Source organism: Streptomyces sp. NPDC033221, from assembly GCF_055577005.1.
On record NZ_JBVIQN010000019.1, the window covers coordinates 44,936 to 64,486 of the forward strand.

The window sequence follows — 19,551 nt, forward strand, 5'->3', positions numbered from 1 at the left end:
GGTTCGGGACGCGGGGCACATGTCGGGCGTGCGGTGAGTCGCACAATCCCGTGGCATTACCTCCTCGTCATCCGTCTCCGCGTCCACATCCGGTGCCCGTAGACTCCCTTCCAGTGACCCGCGGCGGACGTGGCGGCGGGCTCGGCAAGGTGCGGTAACTGCAGGGAGGAAGCGTCGTCGTGAGCAGCAGGCCATCCCGAGGCGCTGCTCGCCTCGCAGCCATACTTGACGCCCTGCCGGACGCGTTGCTGCTGGTGAACTGCAACGGCACGGTCGTCAACGCGAACACCATCGCCCTGGAGACCTTCGAGGCCCCGGGCACCGCCCTGGTGGGCCGCGGGCTGCTGGACCTGCTGCCGTCCTTCGACTCCAAGCGCATCCCCGGCTCGATGCGGCGCCACAACGAGCAGGAGCAGGGCCCGCGTACGAAGCCCACCCGGATGGTGGCCCGGCGTACCGACGGCAGTGAGCTGCTGGTCGAGGTGACCAGCGCGAACCTGGAGGACGGCCGTACCCCGTACGAGTCCGCCTTCGAGGCCGCGTACGCCGACCACCGCAACGGCTACACCGGCGACGAACTGCTGATGCTCGTCGTACGGGACCTGACCGGGACGCTCGACACCGAGACCGAGCTGGCCCGCCAGCAGCGCCAGACCGAGATGATCCTGCGCGCGGCCGCCGAGGGCGTCGTCGGTGTCGACTCCGACGGCAGGGTCGTCCTCGTCAACCCGTCCGCCGCACAAATCCTCGGATACCGGGCGAGCGAGCTGGGCGGCAAGGAGCTGCACCCGCTCATCCACCACTCCCGGGCCGACGGCACGCCGCTGCCCTGGGAGGAGACGCCGCTCGCCGACTCCCTGCGCTCCGGGCGCAAGCACCGGGTGCGCGGGCAGGCGCTGTGGGCCAAGGACGGCCGCTCGGTCCCGGTGGACCTGACGACCGCTCCGGTACGCGACGGTGACCAGCTGGTCGGCGCGGTGATGACGTTCACCGACCGGCGTCCGTACGACGCGCTGGCGGCCCGCCACACGCAGCTGCTGGCCGTACTGGACCAGTCGCTGCGCGGCCCCCTGGAAGAGCTGAAGGCGGAGCTGGGCACGCTCGCTTCCGACCCGGCCGGCCAGCTGTGGCCGGAGGCGAACCAGATCCTGCACCACCTCGCCGCCGGGTACGCGCGGATGACGACGCTGGTCGACAACGTCCTGAGCTACCAGCGGCTGGACGCGGGCGGCGAACGGCTCACCCGGGCCAAGGTCTCGCTCGACGCGGTCGTGGCGGCCGGCGTCGAGGGCGCGATCGAACTGATCGGCCCGGGCCGCGCCCAGTTCGCGGTACACGCGCCGCCGATCGACGCCGAGGTGGACGCGGAGCGGCTCGCGCAGGCGCTGTCCCACCTGATCGCGGACGTGGCCGGGGTGGACGCCACGGGCAAGACGCCGGGTGGCGGGGCCGAGGCCGCCGCCTCCGGGGACTCGACGATCGTGGTGGCCGCGGCACAGCGCGGCGAGGTCGTACGGATCGAGGTGCGCGGCCCGTACGGCGGCGGCAACCCGGTCCACGCGCCCATCGTGCGCGGCATCGTGCGCCAGCACGGCGGCGTGCTGCAGACGCACGAGGTGCCGGGCGCGGGCGGCAGCGCGTACGTACTCGAAGTGCCCGTGACGGCCGGTGGCACGCCGGTGACCGGCGCCGGGGGCCCGGCGCGCGAGGCCACGGGCAACGAGACGACGGTCATGCCGGTGCCCGCCGAGCGGGCGCGGGGGACGCAGCCGCAGGGCCGGGGAGCCGACAGAAGCGACGGAAGCGACGGAGACGGCGGAGGCGGCGGAGGCGCCCGAGTCCGCGGAGGCAAGGGACAGGGGGCTGAGGCGGGCGCGACCGGCTCCGGCGGGGCCGGGGGCCCCGGTGCGCCTGGTGCCGCGGGTGGCGGTGCGTCCCGTACGGACGGTGGGGCCGAGGGCACGCCGACCGGGCGGCGCCGGGCGCGGCATGGTGACGTGCCGGAGCAGCAGCAGCCGGGCGGTGGCACCGCGGCGGCCGGAAACGGCAGCGGCAGCGGCAACGGACAGGTGCCCCGAGCCCGCAGCGAAGCCGATGCTTCCGGGGCGCAGGGACCGGGTGGTTCCGGCGTACGTGGTACGGGCCCGAGTTCGGGTGCGGGTGCGGGTGCGGGTGGCGACGGGCGTCCGGGCGCGGGGCCGGGGATGCCCGGTGCGTCCGGGATGCCGCAGGGCATGGCCGGGGCCGAGGTCGTACCGCCGGGCGGTCGGCGCCAGGTCCAGCAGGGCGGCCCGGAGGGCGCCGAACGGGCTGCGCTCCCGGCAGTCGGGGGCGGCCCGCAGGGGCAGAGTGAGGGTCAGGCGGTGCACGCCCAGGCGCAGGGTCAGGGGCAGGCGCAGGCTCAGGGGCAGGTGCCGCCGTCCGGGCGCCGGGCACGCAGGGCGCTGGCCGACACGGCCGAACGCCCCATCCCGAACCAGTCGCAGGCCCCCGCCCGTAACGTCCACTCGGCCTTCGCGCTGCCGCCCGCTGCCGCCGACCAGCTCCCGCAGTCCCCCCTGCCCCCGCTGCCGGTCCTGCCCGGGCAGAACGCCGGCCAGGCTTCCGGTCATGCTTCCGGTCAGCCCGACGGCTCTCAGGGCGGTACGAGCACAGGTACGGGTACGGACGCGAGCGCGGGCAGTGGCACGGGCCGCCGCCGCGCTCGTCCCGGTACGGCGGACGCGGCCGGTGGTCCGGCCGGGACGGTGCCCGAGCCGGGCGCGCCCGAAGGCGAGTGGGGCCCCGAGCCGACCGGCCGGCGCCGGGCGCGACGGGCCGCCGCCGAGGAGCGGGCGGCCGCCGCGATGGCCGATTCGGAGTCGACGGGTACGTTCGTCGCCGGTCCGGAGGGGCTGGTGGCGCACCCCACCGAGGGCGGACCGGCGGCCGGTCCCGGTACCGCTGCGGCGGCCGGCCCCGTAACCGCTCCGGCGGCCACGGACGCTCCGCCCGCACCGACCGGGCGGCGGCGTGGGCGGCCCAGCCCGGTGGAGGCCGAGCAGGGCGGCCAGGGAACGCAGAGCCAGGGCCAGGGTCAGAGTCGGAACCCGGGGCAGGATCAGGCTCCGGCACAGCCGGGCCGGCCGGTCCCGCCCGTACCGCCCGTCCCGTCGCAGAGCCCGGCCGGTCAGCCGCAGCCCGGGCCCGCCGGAACGCCCGGGAACGGTGCCGGTGCCGGTGCCGGTGCCGCCCCCGGGGGCCCCGTCGAGGGCCCCGGTCCCGGCATGGCCGCCGAGCCCCCCGTACAGGACCCGGCCGCCCCCCGACAGCCCATGCCCGCACCCGCCTCCCCGGAGGACGCGGAGGGCGACGACATGGCGGGCGGCCCCGCCTCGGGCCACTCCCACGGGCGCGCGTTCAGTGTGCGGACGCTCGGGCAGGGCGTGCCGTTCTCGCAGCAGCTCGCCGAGCAGCAGCGTCCGGGCGCGCCCGGAGGCTCGGCGCCCGCCGCGGGCTCGGGCCGCCGCCGCAAGCTGGCGCAGCCGCCGCAGGAGGGGGAGCGTACGGCCGCGGGCGACGCCCCCGAGGCCCGGCCGCACCCGCAGCCCGGCACCCACGCGCCGGGGCAGCCCCAGCCGCAACAGCAACAGCAGCAGCCACCGCAACAGCAGCAACAGCAGCACCTGCTGAACTCCTCGGAGGGGCGTGCCTTCGCCGTCTCCGCGCCCGACGAGGGCAGCGAGGGACCCGAGCCGCTGGACGGCCCGAACGGCGCCGTCGAGGTGACCGACCCGCAGCCGCAGCCGATGGACGACGAGTTGCCGCCGGAGCCGCTGGACAACCCGCGCCGGCTGCTGGTCTGGCCCGCGCCGGACGTCTCCACCCAGCAGGCGCTGAGCGACCGCGGCTACCGCCCGGTCATCGTCAACTCCCGCGAGGAGGTGGACGCGCAGATCGCCGCGTATCCGGCGGCGCTGTTCGTCGACCCGCTGACCGGGCCGATCACCCGTACCGCGCTGCAGTCGCTGCGTACGGCGGCGGTGGCGGCCGAGGTCCCGGTCCTGGTGACGGCCGGACTCGGGCAGGCGACGCGGGAGGCCGCGTACGGCGCCGACCCGGCCGTACTCCTCAAGGCGCTCGCCCCGCGCGACAGTGAGCAGCACCCGCCGCGGGTCCTGCTGACCGAGGAGAACGACGCCGTCGCCGGGGCGCTGACCGCCTCACTGGAGCGGCGCGGCATGCAGGTCGCGCGGGCCGCCACGGACGCGGACGCGGTGACCCTCGCGTCCCAGATGCGCCCGAACCTGGTGGTGATGGACCTGATGCAGGTACGCCGCCGCCGGGCCGGGATCGTCGACTGGCTGCGTGCGAACGGCCTGCTCAACCGCACCCCGCTGGTCGTCTACACGTCGGCGGACCTCGACCCGGCCCAGCTGCCGCGGCTCGCGGCGGGCGAGACGGTCCTCTTCCTGGCGGAGCGCTCGACGAGCGCGGAGGTGCAGGCGCGGATCGTCGACCTGCTCGCGAAGATCGGTACGAACTGAGCGGGACGGCGCGCCACCCGGCATCGCGCATTCCGTGGTGGTGCACCGCCCCTCTCCGGTAGAAACACCCCATGCGCCCCCGCCCCGGTGAAGTCCTGCACTTTTCCGAAGATCCCGCGATCACGCGCTTCGTGCCGCATGTGGCCCGGACCGCCCGGCAGCGGGAGGCGTATGTCTGGGCCGTCGACGGCGACCGGGCGCCGGACTACTGGTTCCCGCGCCAGTGCCCGCGGGCGATGGCCTGGTGCGTGCCGGGCACGTCCGCGGCGGACCGTGCGCGCGTCCTCGGGCCGGGCGGCGGTGAACGGGTGCACGTGATCGAGTACGACTGGCTGGAGCGGCTGCGCACCGTCGAACTCTTCGCCTACCGGCTGCCTGCCGCACCCTTCCGCCCGTTCGGCGACCCGGTGCCGCACGCCGTCGTGGCGACCCGCCCGGTCACGCCACTGGGCCCGCCGGAGCCGGTCGGCGAACTCCTGCGGCTTCACCGGGACGCCGGGATCCAGCTCCGCGTGCTCGACAGCCTCTGGGGCTTCTGGAGCGACGTGATCACCAGCACGCTGGGCTTCAGCGGCATCCGCCTGCACAACGCGAAGCCGGCCCCGGCTCCGGCCCCTCCCGTACGCGTACGCCGCCGCCTCACCCCACCCGCGTGACCGACAGCTCCCCGTCCGCGTACTGCTTGCGCAGCACCTTCTTGTCGAACTTGCCGACGCTGGTCTTCGGTACGGACGCCACCGCCGTCCACCGCTCCGGGAGCTGCCACCGGGCCACCCGCTCGCCGAGGAAGGCCCGCAGCTCCTCGAACCCGACGTGCACGCCCTCCCGCAGCACCACGGCGGCCAGCGGGCGCTCGCCCCACTTGTCGTCCGGTACGGCCACCACCGCGGCCTCCGCGACCTCCGGGTGGGCCATCAGGTGGTTCTCCAGCTCGACGGACGAGATCCACTCCCCGCCGGACTTGATCACGTCCTTGGCCCGGTCGGTCAGCGTCAGATAGCCGTCCGGCGTGATCGTACCGACGTCACCGGTGCGCAGCCAGCCGTCGGGGCTGAACTTGTCCTCGGGGCGCAGGTCGGCGCCGTCCGCGCCGCCGTAGTACGCGCCCGCGATCCACGGCCCGCGCACCTCCAGCTCGCCCGCCGACTCCCCGTCCCACGGCAGGTGTTCCCCGTCGGGGCCGACCAGCCGGGCCTCCACGGAGGCGGGGAAGCGGCCCTGCGTCGCGCGGTAGGCCCACTCCTCCTCGCCGCTCACGCCGGCCGGCGGGTGCGCGACCGAGCCGAGCGGGGAGGTCTCGGTCATGCCCCAGGCGTGTACGACGCGCAGCCCGTGCCTCTCCTCGAAGGCGCGCATCAGTGCCGGGGGACACGCGGAGCCGCCGATGACGACGTTGCGCAGCGAGGTGACGTCCCGCTTGGTGGCGTCCAGCTCGCCGAGCAGGCCCTGCCAGATGGTGGGTACTGCGGCGGCGATGGTCGGCCGCACCGTCTCGATCATTTCGGCGATCGGCCCCGGCTGAAGGAAGCGGTCGGGCATCAACAGGGAGGCGCCCGCCATGAAGGAGGCGTGCGGCAGGCCCCAGGCGTTCACATGGAACATCGGGACCACTGGCAGGGCAATGTCCTTGCCGCCCAGTGCGAACGCCTCGGCGTTGTTGACCTGCATGGAGTGCAGGTACAGGGACCGGTGGCTGTAGGCCACGCCCTTCGGGTCGCCGGTCGTGCCGGAGGTGTAGCAGAGCGCGGCGGCCTGCCGTTCGTCGATCTCCGGCCAGTCGTACTGCCGCGCGCGGCCGGCGATCAGCTCCTCGTACTCGTGGACGCTGGGCCGGACGCCTTCCAGCAGGGAACGGTCGCCCGCCCCCGCCACGACGACGTGCTCGACCCCCGGCAGGTGCGGGAGCAGCGGTACCAGCAGCGGCAGCAGGGAGCCGTTGACGAGGACGACCCGGTCGGCGGCGTGGTTGACGATCCAGATCAACTGCTCGACGGGGAGGCGCAGGTTGAGCGTGTGGAGTACGGCACCCATGGAGGGGATGGCGAGGTACGCCTCCAGGTGCTCGGCGTTGTTCCACATGAGCGTCGCCACCCGCTCGTCGCCGTCGACGCCCAGTTCGTCGCGGAGCGCGTGCGCGAGCTGCGCGGCGCGGGCGCCGATCTCCGCGTAACTGCGGCGGTGCGGTTCGCCTTCACCGGTCCAGGTGATCGCCTCGGCCCTTCCGTGGATCGTCGCGCCGTGCGTCAAGATCCTCGAAACGGTCAGGGGTACGTCTTGCATCGTGCTCTGCACCGGGAGCCTCCCCATAGGGTGCGCCTGTTACGCGCGGGTAAGTTCCTGGCGATTGTGCTGGTGTTCCTCGCGGTATGTCACTACCCTGCCAGGACGGATTCAGCCGTTGTACCGGTACGCGACGGGCCGCGGACACCGCCGGTGAGCGGTACGCCGGGGCTCCGGCGCCCGCGTGGGACGAGCGTCGATCAGGCCATCTTCGCCATGTCGGGCGGGGGCGCGCCCCTGACGCTCGCCGCGCCGCGTCCGCACGTTTCGTACGCCCCGCGCGCCCCTCGACCACTCCAAAGGGCCGGTACCGCGCCTGCTGTACCCGGGAAGCCTCTTGGCAGGCAGGCAAACAGGCACGCACGCGCTCCGAATGGAGCCGGATCATGCCTCGGAGCGCAGGAACAACCCACGAAACGATCACGACGCACTACGCACTACGCGCCCGCATCCTGGTCGCCGAGTCCACCTGGTGCCGGTTCACAGCGCGATCACGATTTTGCCGTGAACATGCCTCTCGGCCTGCGTCGTCACGGCTTCACGGATCCGTTCGACCGGGAAGGTCGCCGCGATCGGCACCGTGATCTCGCCGGCACGGACCGCGTCGGCGACCCGTTCCATGGCGCCCGGACCCGCGTCGAGGGCGCCCGTCTTGCGCACACCGGGCGGCGGGGCAGGGCCGTCGGCCACGACGGATATCCGCTCAGGTGCCACGCCGAGCCCCAGCGCGGCTTCGGCCGTCTCCCTGCCGAACAGGTCGGCTGCGGCGGTGATCCCCTCGGGCGCCAGAGCCCGCACCCGGTCCGCCAGGCCGGGGCCGTACGCCACGGGTTCGGCGCCGAGCCCGCGCAGGAATCCGAACGTGCCGTCGGAGGCGGTGCCGAGCACCCGGGCACCCGCGAGCCTCGCCAGTTGCACGGCGAAGATGCCCACGCCACCCGCCGCCCCACCGATCAGGACGGTGTCCCCGGCGCGGAGCCCGATCGCGTCGAGCGCGGCGCAGGCCGTCAGGCCGGACACCGGAAGCGTGGCCGCCGCCTCGTCGCCGATACCCTCCGGGGTGGGCCACAGGTCTGCAGCGGGGGTCTTGACCAGCACGAATTCGGCGACGGACCGGCCAATCGCCGCCCCGTACACCCGGTTGCCGGCCGCGAATCCGGTGGCTTCGGCGCCCACCTCGTCCACCACTCCGGCGAAGTCGCTGCCGAACCCGGCCGGCAAGGTGATGCCGAACCCCGCCGCCATGTCGGGCTGGGTGGTGATCTGCCAGTCCATCGGATTCAGCCCGGCGGCCGTGACCCGGACGCGCACCTCGTCCGGTGCGGCGTGCGGCTCGGGTATCTCCTGCAGTTCGAGTACTTCGGGACCGCCGAATTGCCGGTAACGGACAGCTCTACTCATCGGTGACCTCTCCTGGCCAGTGATGGGACTTGGTCTCATCGACCCTACCTCAGCGATGGGACCAAGTCCCGTACACTGCTCTCATGGCTCGCTGGCAACCCGATGCACCAGGACGACTCGCCGCCGCCGCCCTCGACCTCTTCGAGGAGAACGGCTACGACGACACGACCGTGATCGAGATCGCGGAGCGCGCGGGGCTCACCAAGAGCACGTTCTTCCGGTACTTCCCGGACAAGCGCGAGGTGCTCTTCGGCGGGGGCACGGTGGCCGGTCTGCTCGTCGAAGGGATCGCCTCGGCGCCGCCGGGGTCCGGGCCGCTCGACGCGGTTGCGGAGGCCCTCGATGCGCTCGGCCGGACGTTCTTCACCGTCGACCGCCGCGAGTTCAGCAGCCGACGCCATGCCGTGCTGAACGCCCATACGGAACTGCGCGAACGGGAAGCCCTGAAGAGGATCGACCTCACCGCCTCAGTGACCGAGGCCCTCAACCGTCGCGGAGTCCCGAGCCCGACCGCGCGCGTGGCCGCGAAACTGGGCATGCTCGTCTGGGAGATCGCCTTTGACCAGTGGATCGACACCGACAACAGCGAGGGCTTCGGCCCGCTGGCCCGGCAAGCCCTCGCCGAAGTACGCGCGGCAGCGGCCGTACGCTGAGGCCCGGATCGCATCGTGATCGTTCAGCGGGCTCGCCCGCACTCCGGCGCCTGATCCGGCAGACCGCTGTGCATGGCCGTGGCTGGTTACGGAGCGCCGCTTCCGCACCGGTCCAGCGCGAACCACACCCCCTTGCGCCGGCGGGTGTCGATGTTGGGCCGGTAGACGCCCCACCGCGACGCCAGGGCTTCGACCAGGTGCAGGCCACGCCCCGATCCGTCGTCGAGCAGCGCGGGCAGGCTGAGGAGCCGGCTGCGCGGGGCGTCATCCCACACGGCCACGCGTACGGAGGTGGGGTGCACGGTCACGTCGAGGCGTACGACGGCCGTGTCGGTGTGCAGGTGTACGTTCGTGACCAGCTCACTCACCAAGACGCGGATGTCGTCGACAAGTTCGGTGTTGCCGGTCAGGGTCATCAGGTCGGTCACGACGGCCCGGGCGATTCCCGGCGCGGTGGCACGGTTGAGCAGGTCGAACCGGAACGAGTCGCGTGCGACGGGGGGTGTGGGGGCTGGTTTCGGGGGTGCGAGAGTCGTGGCTACGTCTCCCAACGCGATGGTGCGCGCTGCCCGCTGCCGTGGCCTGGCCACTCCCCAGGTACGCACCCAAAGGGCGCGCGAGTGACTGCACTTCGGCGATCCGACGTGCGGCGCGGTATTCCCACGACGGTAGGGCACATACATGAGACGGCACAAGGATGAGACTCGGCTGTGCCGTTGACAGGTAGACCCGTGAGACCGTGTCGCGGCAGACTGGGGAACGCCGACCAGAAGAGGGGCCGATGCCACCAAGAAGCAGTCCCACCATGCGGCAGCAACGGCTGGGCGCGGAACTGCGAAAGCTCCGCGAGGCGTCAGGGATGCCCGCGCGCGAGGCCGGAGCGCTGCTCGGCGGAAATCAAGCGCAGATCAGCCACCTGGAATCGGGGCGATGGGGGATCAGCGCGGAGCGAGTTCGCCGCCTCGCCTCGTTCTACTCCGCCAGCGATTCCGCCTTGGTCGACGCCCTCTGCGACATGGCCGAGGAGCGATACAAAGGGTGGTGGGAGGAATACCGAGGCATCCTTCCGCAGGGATTCCTGGACGTCGCGGAGATGGAACATCACGCCCGGCGCATCCTGTCCCTGCAAAGCCTCACGATCCCCGGCATCTTCCAGACGGCCGACTACGCGCGCACGATCTTCGGCGGAGCATTGCCGCCACTGCCGCAGACCGAACTCGACGCCCGCGTTGAGCAGCGCATAAGACGCCGCACACTCTTCGACCGCGACACCCCTCCGCCCTTCGAGGGAGTGATCAACGAGGCGGCCCTGCGCATGAGGTACGGCGGTCGGGCCGTCGCTCGCGGCCAGCTCGAACACCTTCTGGAAGTCGCCGAATGGCCGAGCGTGACGATTCAGGTACTTCCCTTCTCCACAGAAGAACTCATCGGGTCGGCACAGTCAGTGCTCTACACCGACGGCCCCGTGTCGCAACTCGACACCGTGCAACTCGACAGCGCATACGGTCCGGCTTTCCTGGACGCCAAGGCCCAACTGGGCAAGTACCGTGCGGTTCTCGAAGCCGCCCAGCGCGCCTCGCTCAGCCCTGCCGCGTCGCGGGAACTCATCCGCAGCATCGTAAAGGAAATGTGAGACTCACCGAATGACCACTGTTACCAACTGGCAGAAGTCTTCCTACTCCGAGGCGACGGGGAATTGCGTCGAGATACGGACGCAGGACGGAATGATCGAAGTCCGAGAGAGCGACAATCCGGGCGAAATCATCACGACCACTCGCACCAAGCTCGAAGCGTTGATCCTGGGCGTCAAGGCCGGGGAATTCGATCACGCGATCTAGTTCGTTCGGCAGCATGACCTCGCGTCATATGCCGTCTCATTGATGTGCCGTCGCATGCTTGCGACGCAGCGCTCCGCGGCGCTACGTTCTTCCCACGTCGCCGCTTCCAGGACCGAAACCGCAAGGGCATGGTTCGGCGTACACCCCCTCCCCGTCGGCTGATTTCTCCTAAGAGGTGCGACGGGGAGGTCCCCAGCCCCTCTACCACGCGTTCCGCGCGCACCGCACCGGAAAATCAGGAGTCTCGCGCCGTACGGTCGTGGCAGCCTGGAGGTATGGGGACGATGGTGGGAACGGTGACCACACTGTGGCGTTATCCGGTGAAATCGCTGCTGGGTGAGGAGGTTCCGGACGTTTCGGCGGACGCCCACGGGCTGGCGGGGGACCGGGCGCTCGCGTTGGTGCATCAGACGTCCGGGCAGGTCGCCAGCGCGAAGAATCCTCGGCTGTGGCGCGACTTGCTGAAGTTGCGGGCCGAGATCATCGACGACGCCGTACGGATCACGCTGCCGTCCGGCCGGACCGTACGGTCCACCGACGCGCACGTGCACAAGACGCTCTCCGCGCACCTCGGACAGCCGGTCGTCCTGACCGGCACCCCGCCCGAGAAGGCCACCCTGGAACGGTCCCGCCCCGAAGACGTGCTGGACGCCGGCGCGGCCGCCGAGGTGGCGAACGAAACCCTGGAGATCGCCTCGCAGGCCCCGCCCGGCACCTTCTTCGACTACGCGCCGCTGCACCTGATCACCCGCGCCACCCTCGACCGGATCACCGAACTCGGCCCCCGGGCCACCACCGTCGAAGCCGAGCGCTACCGCCCCAACGTCGTCATCCGCACCGAGGCCGCCGGCTTCGTCGAGAACGACTGGCCCGGCCGCGAACTGCGCATCGGTGACGAGCTCACCCTCCGGATCGTGGCCCGCACCCCGCGCTGCGCCGTGCCGACGCTGGAACACGGCAGACTCCCGCGCGACCCGGACGCCCTGCGGGTGCCCGCGCGCCACAACCGGGTGATGCCGATGGAGGGCATGGGCCCGCAGCCCTGCGCAGGGGTGTACGCGCAGGTCGTACGGCCGGGACGCATCCGGCAGGGTGACGCGGTGCGGTTGGTGTGAGGCCGTACGAGTGCGGCGGCGGACAGGCCCTGGCTACGCCGCCACCGACAGCTCCGGGTCCTCGCGCAGCTTGGCCAGGGCCCGGGACACCGCGCTCTTGACCGTACCGACGGAAACCCCGAGCACCTCCGCCGTCTGCGCCTCGCTCAGGTCCTCGTAATAGCGGAGCACGACCATGGCCCGCTGCCGCGCCGGCAGCTTCAGCACCGCCCGCCTCATCGCGTCCCGCAGCGCCTGCGCCTCGGCCGGGTCGGGCGCCGGCACCGGGTCGGGCTCGGGTATCTCCTCGCAGGCGAACTCGTCGACCTTGCGTTTGCGCCACTGCGAGGTGCGGGTGTTCAGCAGGGCGCGGCGCACATAGCCGTCCAGCGCCCGGTGGTCCTCGATCCGCTCCCACGCCACGAACGTCTTGGTCAACGCCGTCTGCAGCAGGTCCTCGGCGTCGCTCGGGTTCGCGGTGAGCGAGCGGGCGGTCCGCAGCAGCACCGGCCCGCGGGCCCGTACGTACGACGTGAACGACGGGAACACAGCGGCGCTGGAAGCGCTGGTGCACACTGGCGTGGTCATGGTCCAACGCTAGAAGCGAGGGACGCCGTGACGGATCGCCCCCAGGTGCCGAAGACCCCTCCCTCTCAAGTTGTACAGGTAGGGCCAGCCCCACCTCCTAAAGGCGGACGGCCACTCGTCCCCCGTCAGGGTGCCCGCCCCCTTTCGTCAGGGCCCCGGTCCCGTGCACCGGGGCCCCGCGTCGACCGCCGGCCTACCTGATCACGGCCACCGGCGCGTCCACCTGGTTGCGGTCGATGACCATGCGGCGCCCGCCGTGCGTCTCGGCGACGTTGCCCGCGTACTGGTGGATGCGCCGGTGCGGACGCCACGCCGAGGCGGACAGCTCCGGCTCGCCGTACAGGTTCGGCTTGGCGTGCCACCGCGCGAACCACATCACCGACGGCAGGTCCCCCGTACCGGCCCGCCGCGCCCGCTCCAGGTGCCGGATGCCGGAGTCGGCGCTGCTGTAGAAGCCGGGCACGTACCCCTGGCGGACCGTCTCACGGTTCCAGGCCCGGATGTACTCCAGCGTCTTACGGGTGCAGGAAGCGTTGCGCAGGCTGTACGCCTCCATGTCCAGGTACAGCGCGCTGTCCGGCGCGATGCCCAGTTCCTTCGCACGGCGCACCGCGTCCCGCGCCTCGCCGGTGCCCACCTGCACCGGATCGCTGCCGATGGTCACCTTGCGCTTGTGCTTGTTGACCACACAGGGCGCCTGCGAGCCGACGTACAGCGGCAGCAGCCGCCAGCCCGCGCGGTGGGCGGTACGTACCCAGTCGCGGGTGAGGTTCGGCTGGCTGGGGCAGGCCCGGCCGCGCCCGCCGAAGTAGATGCCGACACCACGGTACTTGGAGCCCTTCCATGCCTGCAGGGTGCTCAGCGAGGGCGTCTTGCAGGTGTCGAACGCCCAGCCCTGGAACTCGTTGGGGCCGCGTGGCCCGGCCCGGTCGGGCTCCGCACCGGCAGCCGGGGCGAGGAGTGTGGCCAGCAGACCGAGCAGACCGGTCAGGGCGGTGAGCAGGACGGCGGGGCGCAGGGCTCTCCGTCGGATGATCTTCTTGGTCGATCCCATACCCGGAGTCAAAGTGCGGGCACGGTGCGCCGCGCGCCGGACACGCCATCGGCCGCACGCATTCAGCCTTCCGGGGGGCTTTTCGGGGTGGCGTTCGAATGGGGTGGGCTGGTGGCTTGGGGCGGGCGATCGGTGGGCCGGGGGCTTCGGTCAGCCGTCCGCTCCCAGCACCAGTCCGGAGGTCGGTACGCCCGTACCGGCGGTGACCAGGACACCGGCAGCCCCCGGCACCTGGTTGACGGAGGTGCCGCGGACCTGCCGTACCGCCTCCGCGATGCCGTTCATGCCGTGCAGATAGGCCTCCCCCAGCTGCCCGCCGTGCGTGTTGAGCGGCAGCCCGCCCGCGGCGACGAAGTCCGCCGCCTCGCCGCGCGCGCAGAACCCGAACTCCTCCAGCTGCATCAGCACGAACGGCGTGAAGTGGTCATAGAGGATGCCGACGTCGATGTCCGCCGGGCGCAGGCCACTCGTCCGCCACAGCTGCCGCGCCACGACGGCCGACTCCGGCAGGCCGGTCAGGCCGTCCCGGTAGTAGCTGGTCATCTGTTCCTGGGCCCGGCCCGCGCCCTGGGCCGCCGCTCGGATCACGGCGGGCGGTCGCCGCAGGTCACGGGCCCGTTCGAGGGAGGTGACGACGAGGGCCTGGCCGCCGTCCGTCTCCTGGCAGCAGTCGAGCAGCCGCAGCGGCTCGACGATCCAGCGGGACGCGGCGTGCTCGGCGAGAGTGATCGGCTTCCCGTGGAAGTACGCGGCGGGGTTACGCGCGGCATGACGCCGGCCGACGACCGCGACCTGCCCGAAGGCCTCCGGGGTGAGCCCGTACGCGTACAGGTACCGCTGGGCCGCCATGGCGACCCAGGAGGCAGGGGTCAGCAGCCCGGAGGGCAGATTCCAGCCGAGCGCCGCGCCCTCGGCGGACGGCTCGCGGCGCTGCACACCGGAGCCGAAGCGGCGGCCCGAGCGCTCGTTGAACGCCCGGTAACAGACGACGACTTCGGCGACCCCGGCGGCGACCGCGAGGGCCGCCTGCTGGACCGTGGCGCAGGCCGCGCCGCCCCCGTAGTGCACGCGGGAGAAGAAGGACAGCTCGCCGATGCCGGCCGCCTGGGCGACGGTGACCTCCGGGCTGGTGTCCATCGTGAAGGTGACCATGCCGTCGACGTCGCCGGGGCCCAGCCCGGCGTCGTCCAGCGCCGCATGTACGGCTTCCACGGCCAGCTTCAGCTCGCTTCGGCCGGAGTCCTTGGAGAACTCGGTGGCACCGATACCGGCGACGGCGGCCCGGCCGCCGAGGGTGTCCGCGCGGTGGAGGCTCATGGGGCGGGCTCCGGAAAGGGGGCCGGGCGAGGGGCGGAGGGACGCTCCGGGCCGGGTACGGTCAGGGTGACCGTACCGCTGACGTGGTTGCCGAGGCGGTTGGAGCCCACGACCCGTACCTCTGCCGTGTCACCGTCCAGGGAGCGGAGTGTTCCCCGTAATACCAGTTCGTCGCCCGGGTAGTTGGGCACGCCGAGCCGGATCGCCACCCTGCGGAGCACGGCACGGGGGCCGAAACAGTCGGTGATGTAGCGGCCGACCAGGCCGTTCGTGGTCAGGATGTTCATGAAGATGTCGGGGGAGCCCTTGGCTCTGGCCGCCTCGGCGTCGTGGTGCACGTCCTGGTAGTCGCGGGAGGCGACCGCGCCAGCGACGATCAGGGTGCGGGTGATGGGGATGGTCAGCGAAGGGAGCACATCACCGGCCCTCATGGCTGCCTCCCGTTGAAGACGGGTAACACCAAGTCCTCCTCCACGGTCCGGAACTCCAGCCGTACGGGCATGCCGACGCCCACCTCCGCGGGCGGCACCCCGACCACCCCGGCCACCATCCGCACGCCCTCCACCAGCTCGATCAGCCCGACGGCGTAGGGCGGGTCGAAAGCCGGGAAGGGCGGGTGGTGCATGACGACGTACGAGAAAACCGTGCCGGAACCGTCGGCCTCCACGGTGTCCCAGCCTTCGCCGCCGCAGCTGTTGCAGCCCGGCAGCCAGGGGAAGCGGAGCGTCGCGCAGGCCGTGCAGCGCTGGATGAGCAGCTTGCGGCGGGCGACTCCGTCCCAGAAACCGGCGTTGTCGCGGTTGATCACGGGGCGGGGGTGGGGATGGGGGTGGGAGTGGGGGCGGACAGGTGCTTCCCGGGAGCCGGCCGGTGCGTACTTGAGGATGCGGAAACGATGCGTACCGGCTAGTTCTCCGTCCGCCCGTACGTCCATCCGCGTCGTGACGAAGTACCCCGCCCCCAGCTTCGTCGTCTTGCGCGGGGACACCGACTCGATGACGGCGTCGAAGGTGACACGGTCACCGGGCCGCAGCGGGCGCAAGTACTCCTGCTCGCAATCCGTCGCGACAACGGAGGTACAACCGGCCTCGTCCAGCAGGGCGAAGAGCGCGTCGTACGCCGACGAGCGCCCCGGGTGCCCGGAGAGGCCGCCCATCGTCCAGGCCTGCAGCATGGTGGGCGGGGCGATGGCATCGGGGCCCTGGTACGCGGGGCTGGTGTCACCCATGGCCTCGCACCAGTGGCGGATCATCGGCTCGTTGACGGGGTCCTTGCCCTCGCCGGCCGTCACGGCGGCGTGCCCTTCGAAGGCTTTCAGCCGTACGTAGAGATCGTCGCCGGCAGCGTTCACGCCCACGCCCTTGTCCCTCCCGCTTGCATGCCTGCATGCCTGCCTGTGCGTACCTGTCGCCCGTCACGCGCCACCCGTCACGCGTCGTTTGGCCTCCGCGCCTGCTACTTGGAGAGTTCCTGACTGTCCGTCAGGGGACGAGCGAAGTCAAGAGCGGCATGGCGTCGGCCGGACCGGAACGAGACCGATACGCCCCCTTCCCTCAATCGAACGCGCATACGAAAATAGAGCCATGGCCTCTCCCCACACGACCGCCATAACCGCACCCGCATCCGCAGCCACATCCGCGTCCACATCCGTATCCACCGCCACCGCCACCGCCCTCACCCACGCCCTCATCGCGGCCGGCCGCGGCTACTCCGTCATCCCGCTCACCCGCGCCAAACTGCCCGCCGTACGCTCCCCCCACCACGCCGACCCGGCCCCCGCCCCCTGCCGCGGCGCCTGCGGCCGCCCCGGGCACGGCATCCACGACGCGACCTCGGACCCGCTCGCCGTACGCCGCCTCTTCGCGGCCGCGCCCTGGGCCACCGCGTACGGCATCGCCTGCGGCGTCCCCCCGCACCACCTCATCGGCATCGACCTGGACACCAAGCACGGCGCGGACGGCCTCACCGCCCTGCAACTGCTCGCCGCCGAACACCACTTCACCCTGCCGCCCACGGTCACCGTCCACACCCCGTCCGGCGGACGCCACCTCTACTTCTCCGGCTCCCCGGCGCCACCCGTACCCAACTCGGCGGGCCGCCTGGCCCCGGGCATCGACATCCGCGGCACCGGCGGCTACCTGGTCGGCCCCGGCTCCCGCACCTCCCGCGGCGAGTACCACCTGGCCCCCGGCTCCCCCCGAACCCCCACCCCGGCCCCAGCCGCCCTGCTCGCCCTCCTCCCGCCCCAGCCCCTCCACCATCCCTCCGCCCTGCCGTCCCCTCCCCCGCACCCCAATCCGGCCCCGGCCCTGCTCCGGTTCGTCCGCACTTCCCCCTACGGCCAGCGCAACGCCCGCCTCTTCTGGGCCGCCTGCCGCGCCTACGAGTCGGGCCTGGGCCAGGAAATGGCCACCGCCCTGACCACCGCCGCCCTCCACACCGGCCTCACCGAGCGCGAAGCCCGCGCCACCATCGCCTCCGCCGCCCGGCACTGAGCCGTTCCCGTGCCCGTATCCCTACCCGTGCCCGTATCCGTACCGGCCGTTGCCTTCCTACCGGTACGGAAAAGGGCCCTGGCAACGCACCGCTGCCAGAGCCCGCACCGCCTCGGTCCCGGTCAGCCGATCCGCGCCAGCCGGGCCCCGAACGACGGTTCGGCCAGGTCCTTCTGCAACGCGACCGGCACCGTCGCCCTGCCCGCCCCGCTCCCGACGCTCAGGCGGCCGACGACGGTGCCGGCCTTCGCCTCGTGCGGCACGGCGGAACGGCCGCCGCCGTCGATCTTGAACTCCGCCTTCATGCCGGGCCACCCGACAGCCTTCAGGCTCTCGGTGGCGACCACCGGCGTACGCCCGCCGAGGCCGTCGTCGACATGGCCGACCACGTCCCCCTTCTTGACCACGGTGGCCGACGCCATGGCGTCCTGCACCGCCCGGATCATGGTGTAGCTCCGGTCGAGCACGAGGTTCAGGCTGTTCCCCGCGTCGGGGTCCAGTCCCTTGAAGTGCTGGTCCAGCGTCACACCGACGATGGTCCGCGGCTTCCCGTCGACCGTCCGCCGGGCCGCCCACATCAGCGCGCCGCCGGCCGGGCTGCTCGACCCCGTCTTCACGCCCAGCACCCCGGCTCCCTTGATCAGCAACCGGCTGTTGTTGTTCTCCAGCCGCTCCTGGAGGCCGGGGACCTCGGCGTTCGGCATCGCGACGATCTTGCGGATGACCTCGTTCCCCATGACGGCTTCGGCCAGCTTGAGCTGATCGGCCGCCGTGCTCTTCGTGCTCGCCTCGAAACCGCTGGGATCGGTGTACGTGGTGTCCGTCATCCCCAGGGCCTTGGCCTCGGCGTTCATCTTGCCGACGAAGGCCTCCTCGGTCCGCGCGTCCCAACGGGCCAACTGACGCGCGATGTTGTTGCCCGACGGGATGAGCACCATCTGCAGCATCTGGAACTCGGTGAACGTCTGCCCCTCATCAACCCGGACCCGCGACTGGTCCGCGGCCCCCGACTCCTTGGCGGCCTGCGCATCCACCGTGATCTTCGGCCCTTGCTCGCCGGCCTTCAGCGGATGATCCTTCAGGACCAGATACGCCGTCATCACCTTCGCAACGCTCGCCGTCGGCACGGGCCGCTGCTGCCCGTACACACCCACATCCCCCACTCCGACGACCCGTACGGCCGCCTGCCCCTCCCCCGGCCACGGCATCTTGAACGCGCCGCCCCCGAAGGTGTACGACGCCTCCTCCCCCAGCGCCAGCTCCGGGCCGGGCAACGGCCGGACCTGCTGCACGACGACAAAGACGATCACCAGCAGCACCACCAGCGGCGTCCAGATCTTGAGCCGACGGCCGATCGTCCGCAGCGGGGTCGGGGGCGGCGGCGGGGTGTTGGTCAACTCCGCCAACAGATCCAACGCGGGCACCGGCGGCAACGGCTGCTGCTTGGTCTGCTCGGTGGCGGGGAGGGGGGTGGGGGGCGGTGGTGCCGCGGCGGGGGTGGGGTTCGAGGCGGGCTTGGGAACGAGCTTGGGGGTGGGGGCGGGGGTGGGGGCGGGGGTGGGGTCGGTTGGCGGTGACAGGGTGGGGGCCGGGGGCGCGGATTCTGCGGTTACCGCAGCCGCGGGGGCCTCGGCAGGAGGCGTCTTTCGGTCGCCGTCCGGGCCGTTCTTCACGTCGGTACTCGGAGAGACCTTCGCGTCGGCGCTTGCGGAGCCCTTCGACTCGGCCGCAGCCGCCGCATCGGCCGTTGCCTCGGCCTTCGCCGCAACCTCCGGCTCGACCTCAGCCCCGGCCTTCCCGTCGGCCTCCGCCCCAGCCTCCTCGTCGGCCTCCGCCCCAGTCTTTGCCTCAGCCTTCTCGTCGGCTTCCGCCGCAGCCTTCGTCTTGGCTTCGGCCTCGGCCTTCGCCGGCGCCCCCTTCACCTCTAACCCCGCCGGGCTCGCGATCACCACCCGAGGATCGCGTCCGTCCGGTGGCGTCCCCTCTGACTCCTCGTCCCGCTTTTTCGACGTGTCAGGGGTCGCGCCCGCCACCGGTGTCTCCTCGTCTCGATGCCAGCTCCGGAGATCTAGATGAGAACGACAATCCACTGGTTCCCGGCGAACCAGACTTGAACGGACTCCGTCCGTCCCGCCCACGCGAAGGGCCCCCGACCGGAGTCCGGTCGGGGGCCCTTCGCTCACACTGGGAGCCGCGGAGGCTGTGGGATTTGAACCCACGGTGAGGGGTTACCTCACGACAGTTTTCAAGACTGTTCCCTTAGGCCGCTCGGGCAAGCCTCCCCGCGCGCCGGTGGACGGCGCGC

General features: G+C 72.1%; 16 protein-coding genes and 1 tRNA gene. 7 read left to right on the forward strand and 10 right to left on the reverse strand.

All coding sequences use genetic code 11. The features are described from left to right. The first annotated feature begins 179 nt into the window (after positions 1-179). Positions 180-4,526, forward strand: coding sequence for a response regulator (locus ACZ53K_RS24035; RefSeq protein ID WP_468840164.1), 4,347 nt, complete (start codon positions 180-182; stop codon positions 4,524-4,526). 71 nt (positions 4,527-4,597) lie between these two features. Continuing rightward, positions 4,598-5,182 (forward strand): DUF6886 family protein, encoded by a 585-nt coding sequence (locus ACZ53K_RS24040; protein WP_468840165.1) that lies wholly within the window; start codon positions 4,598-4,600, stop codon positions 5,180-5,182. On the opposite strand, the gene ACZ53K_RS24045 is transcribed toward ACZ53K_RS24040, so the two are convergent. Next, positions 5,166-6,818, reverse strand: a complete 1,653-nt coding sequence (locus tag ACZ53K_RS24045; protein WP_468840168.1) for a long-chain fatty acid--CoA ligase — start codon at positions 6,816-6,818, stop codon at positions 5,166-5,168. The genes ACZ53K_RS24040 and ACZ53K_RS24045 overlap by 17 nt on opposite strands. A 468-nt stretch (positions 6,819-7,286) precedes the next feature. Beyond that, the gene (locus tag ACZ53K_RS24050) at positions 7,287-8,207 is read right to left on the reverse strand and encodes an NADP-dependent oxidoreductase (RefSeq protein WP_468840170.1); all 921 of its coding nucleotides are present in this window, start codon (positions 8,205-8,207) and stop codon (positions 7,287-7,289) included. Between the two features lie 83 nt (positions 8,208-8,290). Between ACZ53K_RS24050 and ACZ53K_RS24055 the strand changes: the two genes are divergently transcribed. Next, a complete protein-coding gene (locus ACZ53K_RS24055) occupies positions 8,291-8,860 on the forward strand; it encodes a TetR/AcrR family transcriptional regulator (protein WP_468840173.1) in 570 nt (189 codons plus the stop codon). Positions 8,861-8,946: 86 nt separating this feature from the next. Here ACZ53K_RS24055 and ACZ53K_RS24060 read toward each other — a convergent pair whose 3' ends face one another. Then, complete coding sequence (locus ACZ53K_RS24060; RefSeq protein ID WP_468840176.1) at positions 8,947-9,411, reverse strand: ATP-binding protein; 465 nt, start codon at positions 9,409-9,411, stop codon at positions 8,947-8,949. A gap of 254 nt (positions 9,412-9,665) precedes the next feature. On the opposite strand from ACZ53K_RS24060, the gene ACZ53K_RS24065 reads away from it, so the two are divergent. From ACZ53K_RS24065 to ACZ53K_RS24075, 3 genes are all read left to right on the forward strand, one after another. Beyond that, positions 9,666-10,493, forward strand: a complete 828-nt coding sequence (locus ACZ53K_RS24065) for a helix-turn-helix domain-containing protein (RefSeq protein ID WP_468840179.1) — start codon at positions 9,666-9,668, stop codon at positions 10,491-10,493. Positions 10,494-10,503: 10 nt separating this feature from the next. Further along, positions 10,504-10,698, forward strand: coding sequence for a DUF397 domain-containing protein (locus ACZ53K_RS24070; protein ID WP_468840181.1), 195 nt, complete (start codon positions 10,504-10,506; stop codon positions 10,696-10,698). Positions 10,699-10,973: 275 nt separating this feature from the next. Next, complete coding sequence (locus ACZ53K_RS24075; protein ID WP_468840184.1) at positions 10,974-11,813, forward strand: MOSC domain-containing protein; 840 nt, start codon at positions 10,974-10,976, stop codon at positions 11,811-11,813. Between the two features lie 33 nt (positions 11,814-11,846). On the opposite strand, the gene ACZ53K_RS24080 is transcribed toward ACZ53K_RS24075, so the two are convergent. The 5 genes from ACZ53K_RS24080 to ACZ53K_RS24100 all read right to left on the reverse strand — a co-directional run bounded on the left by ACZ53K_RS24080 (position 11,847) and on the right by ACZ53K_RS24100 (position 16,102). Continuing rightward, complete coding sequence (locus tag ACZ53K_RS24080; protein WP_468840186.1) at positions 11,847-12,380, reverse strand: SigE family RNA polymerase sigma factor; 534 nt, start codon at positions 12,378-12,380, stop codon at positions 11,847-11,849. A 193-nt stretch (positions 12,381-12,573) separates the two neighbouring features. After that, positions 12,574-13,434 (reverse strand): DUF1906 domain-containing protein, encoded by an 861-nt coding sequence (locus tag ACZ53K_RS24085; protein WP_468840189.1) that lies wholly within the window; start codon positions 13,432-13,434, stop codon positions 12,574-12,576. Positions 13,435-13,584: 150 nt separating this feature from the next. Beyond that, positions 13,585-14,751, reverse strand: coding sequence for a lipid-transfer protein (locus tag ACZ53K_RS24090; RefSeq protein ID WP_468840191.1), 1,167 nt, complete (start codon positions 14,749-14,751; stop codon positions 13,585-13,587). Further along, positions 14,748-15,182, reverse strand: coding sequence for a MaoC family dehydratase (locus ACZ53K_RS24095; protein ID WP_468840194.1), 435 nt, complete (start codon positions 15,180-15,182; stop codon positions 14,748-14,750). Before ACZ53K_RS24095 ends, ACZ53K_RS24090 begins: the two co-directional genes overlap by 4 nt. Then, positions 15,179-16,102, reverse strand: a complete 924-nt coding sequence (locus tag ACZ53K_RS24100) for a bifunctional MaoC family dehydratase N-terminal/OB-fold nucleic acid binding domain-containing protein (protein WP_468840426.1) — start codon at positions 16,100-16,102, stop codon at positions 15,179-15,181. Before ACZ53K_RS24100 ends, ACZ53K_RS24095 begins: the two co-directional genes overlap by 4 nt. A 232-nt stretch (positions 16,103-16,334) precedes the next feature. Between ACZ53K_RS24100 and ACZ53K_RS24105 the strand changes: the two genes are divergently transcribed. After that, positions 16,335-17,246, forward strand: coding sequence for a bifunctional DNA primase/polymerase (locus tag ACZ53K_RS24105; protein WP_468840197.1), 912 nt, complete (start codon positions 16,335-16,337; stop codon positions 17,244-17,246). Between the two features lie 122 nt (positions 17,247-17,368). Here ACZ53K_RS24105 and ACZ53K_RS24110 read toward each other — a convergent pair whose 3' ends face one another. Continuing rightward, positions 17,369-19,168, reverse strand: a complete 1,800-nt coding sequence (locus ACZ53K_RS24110; protein WP_468840200.1) for a D-alanyl-D-alanine carboxypeptidase family protein — start codon at positions 19,166-19,168, stop codon at positions 17,369-17,371. 272 nt (positions 19,169-19,440) lie between these two features. Continuing rightward, positions 19,441-19,528, reverse strand: a tRNA-Ser gene (locus ACZ53K_RS24115). Positions 19,529-19,551: the final 23 nt, after the last annotated feature.

Coding starts and splice junctions, on each gene's coding strand:
- ACZ53K_RS24070 (WP_468840181.1), top strand. CDS start 10,504: ATGACCACTGTTACCAACTGGCAGAAGTCTTCCTACTCCGAGGCGACG.
- ACZ53K_RS24040 (WP_468840165.1), top strand. CDS start 4,598: ATGCGCCCCCGCCCCGGTGAAGTCCTGCACTTTTCCGAAGATCCCGCG.
- ACZ53K_RS24055 (WP_468840173.1), top strand. CDS start 8,291: ATGGCTCGCTGGCAACCCGATGCACCAGGACGACTCGCCGCCGCCGCC.
- ACZ53K_RS24080 (WP_468840186.1), bottom strand. CDS start 12,380: ATGACCACGCCAGTGTGCACCAGCGCTTCCAGCGCCGCTGTGTTCCCG.
- ACZ53K_RS24085 (WP_468840189.1), bottom strand. CDS start 13,434: ATGGGATCGACCAAGAAGATCATCCGACGGAGAGCCCTGCGCCCCGCC.
- ACZ53K_RS24095 (WP_468840194.1), bottom strand. CDS start 15,182: ATGAGGGCCGGTGATGTGCTCCCTTCGCTGACCATCCCCATCACCCGC.
- ACZ53K_RS24090 (WP_468840191.1), bottom strand. CDS start 14,751: ATGAGCCTCCACCGCGCGGACACCCTCGGCGGCCGGGCCGCCGTCGCC.
- ACZ53K_RS24065 (WP_468840179.1), top strand. CDS start 9,666: ATGCGGCAGCAACGGCTGGGCGCGGAACTGCGAAAGCTCCGCGAGGCG.
- ACZ53K_RS24075 (WP_468840184.1), top strand. CDS start 10,974: ATGGGGACGATGGTGGGAACGGTGACCACACTGTGGCGTTATCCGGTG.
- ACZ53K_RS24105 (WP_468840197.1), top strand. CDS start 16,335: ATGGCCTCTCCCCACACGACCGCCATAACCGCACCCGCATCCGCAGCC.
- ACZ53K_RS24050 (WP_468840170.1), bottom strand. CDS start 8,207: ATGAGTAGAGCTGTCCGTTACCGGCAATTCGGCGGTCCCGAAGTACTC.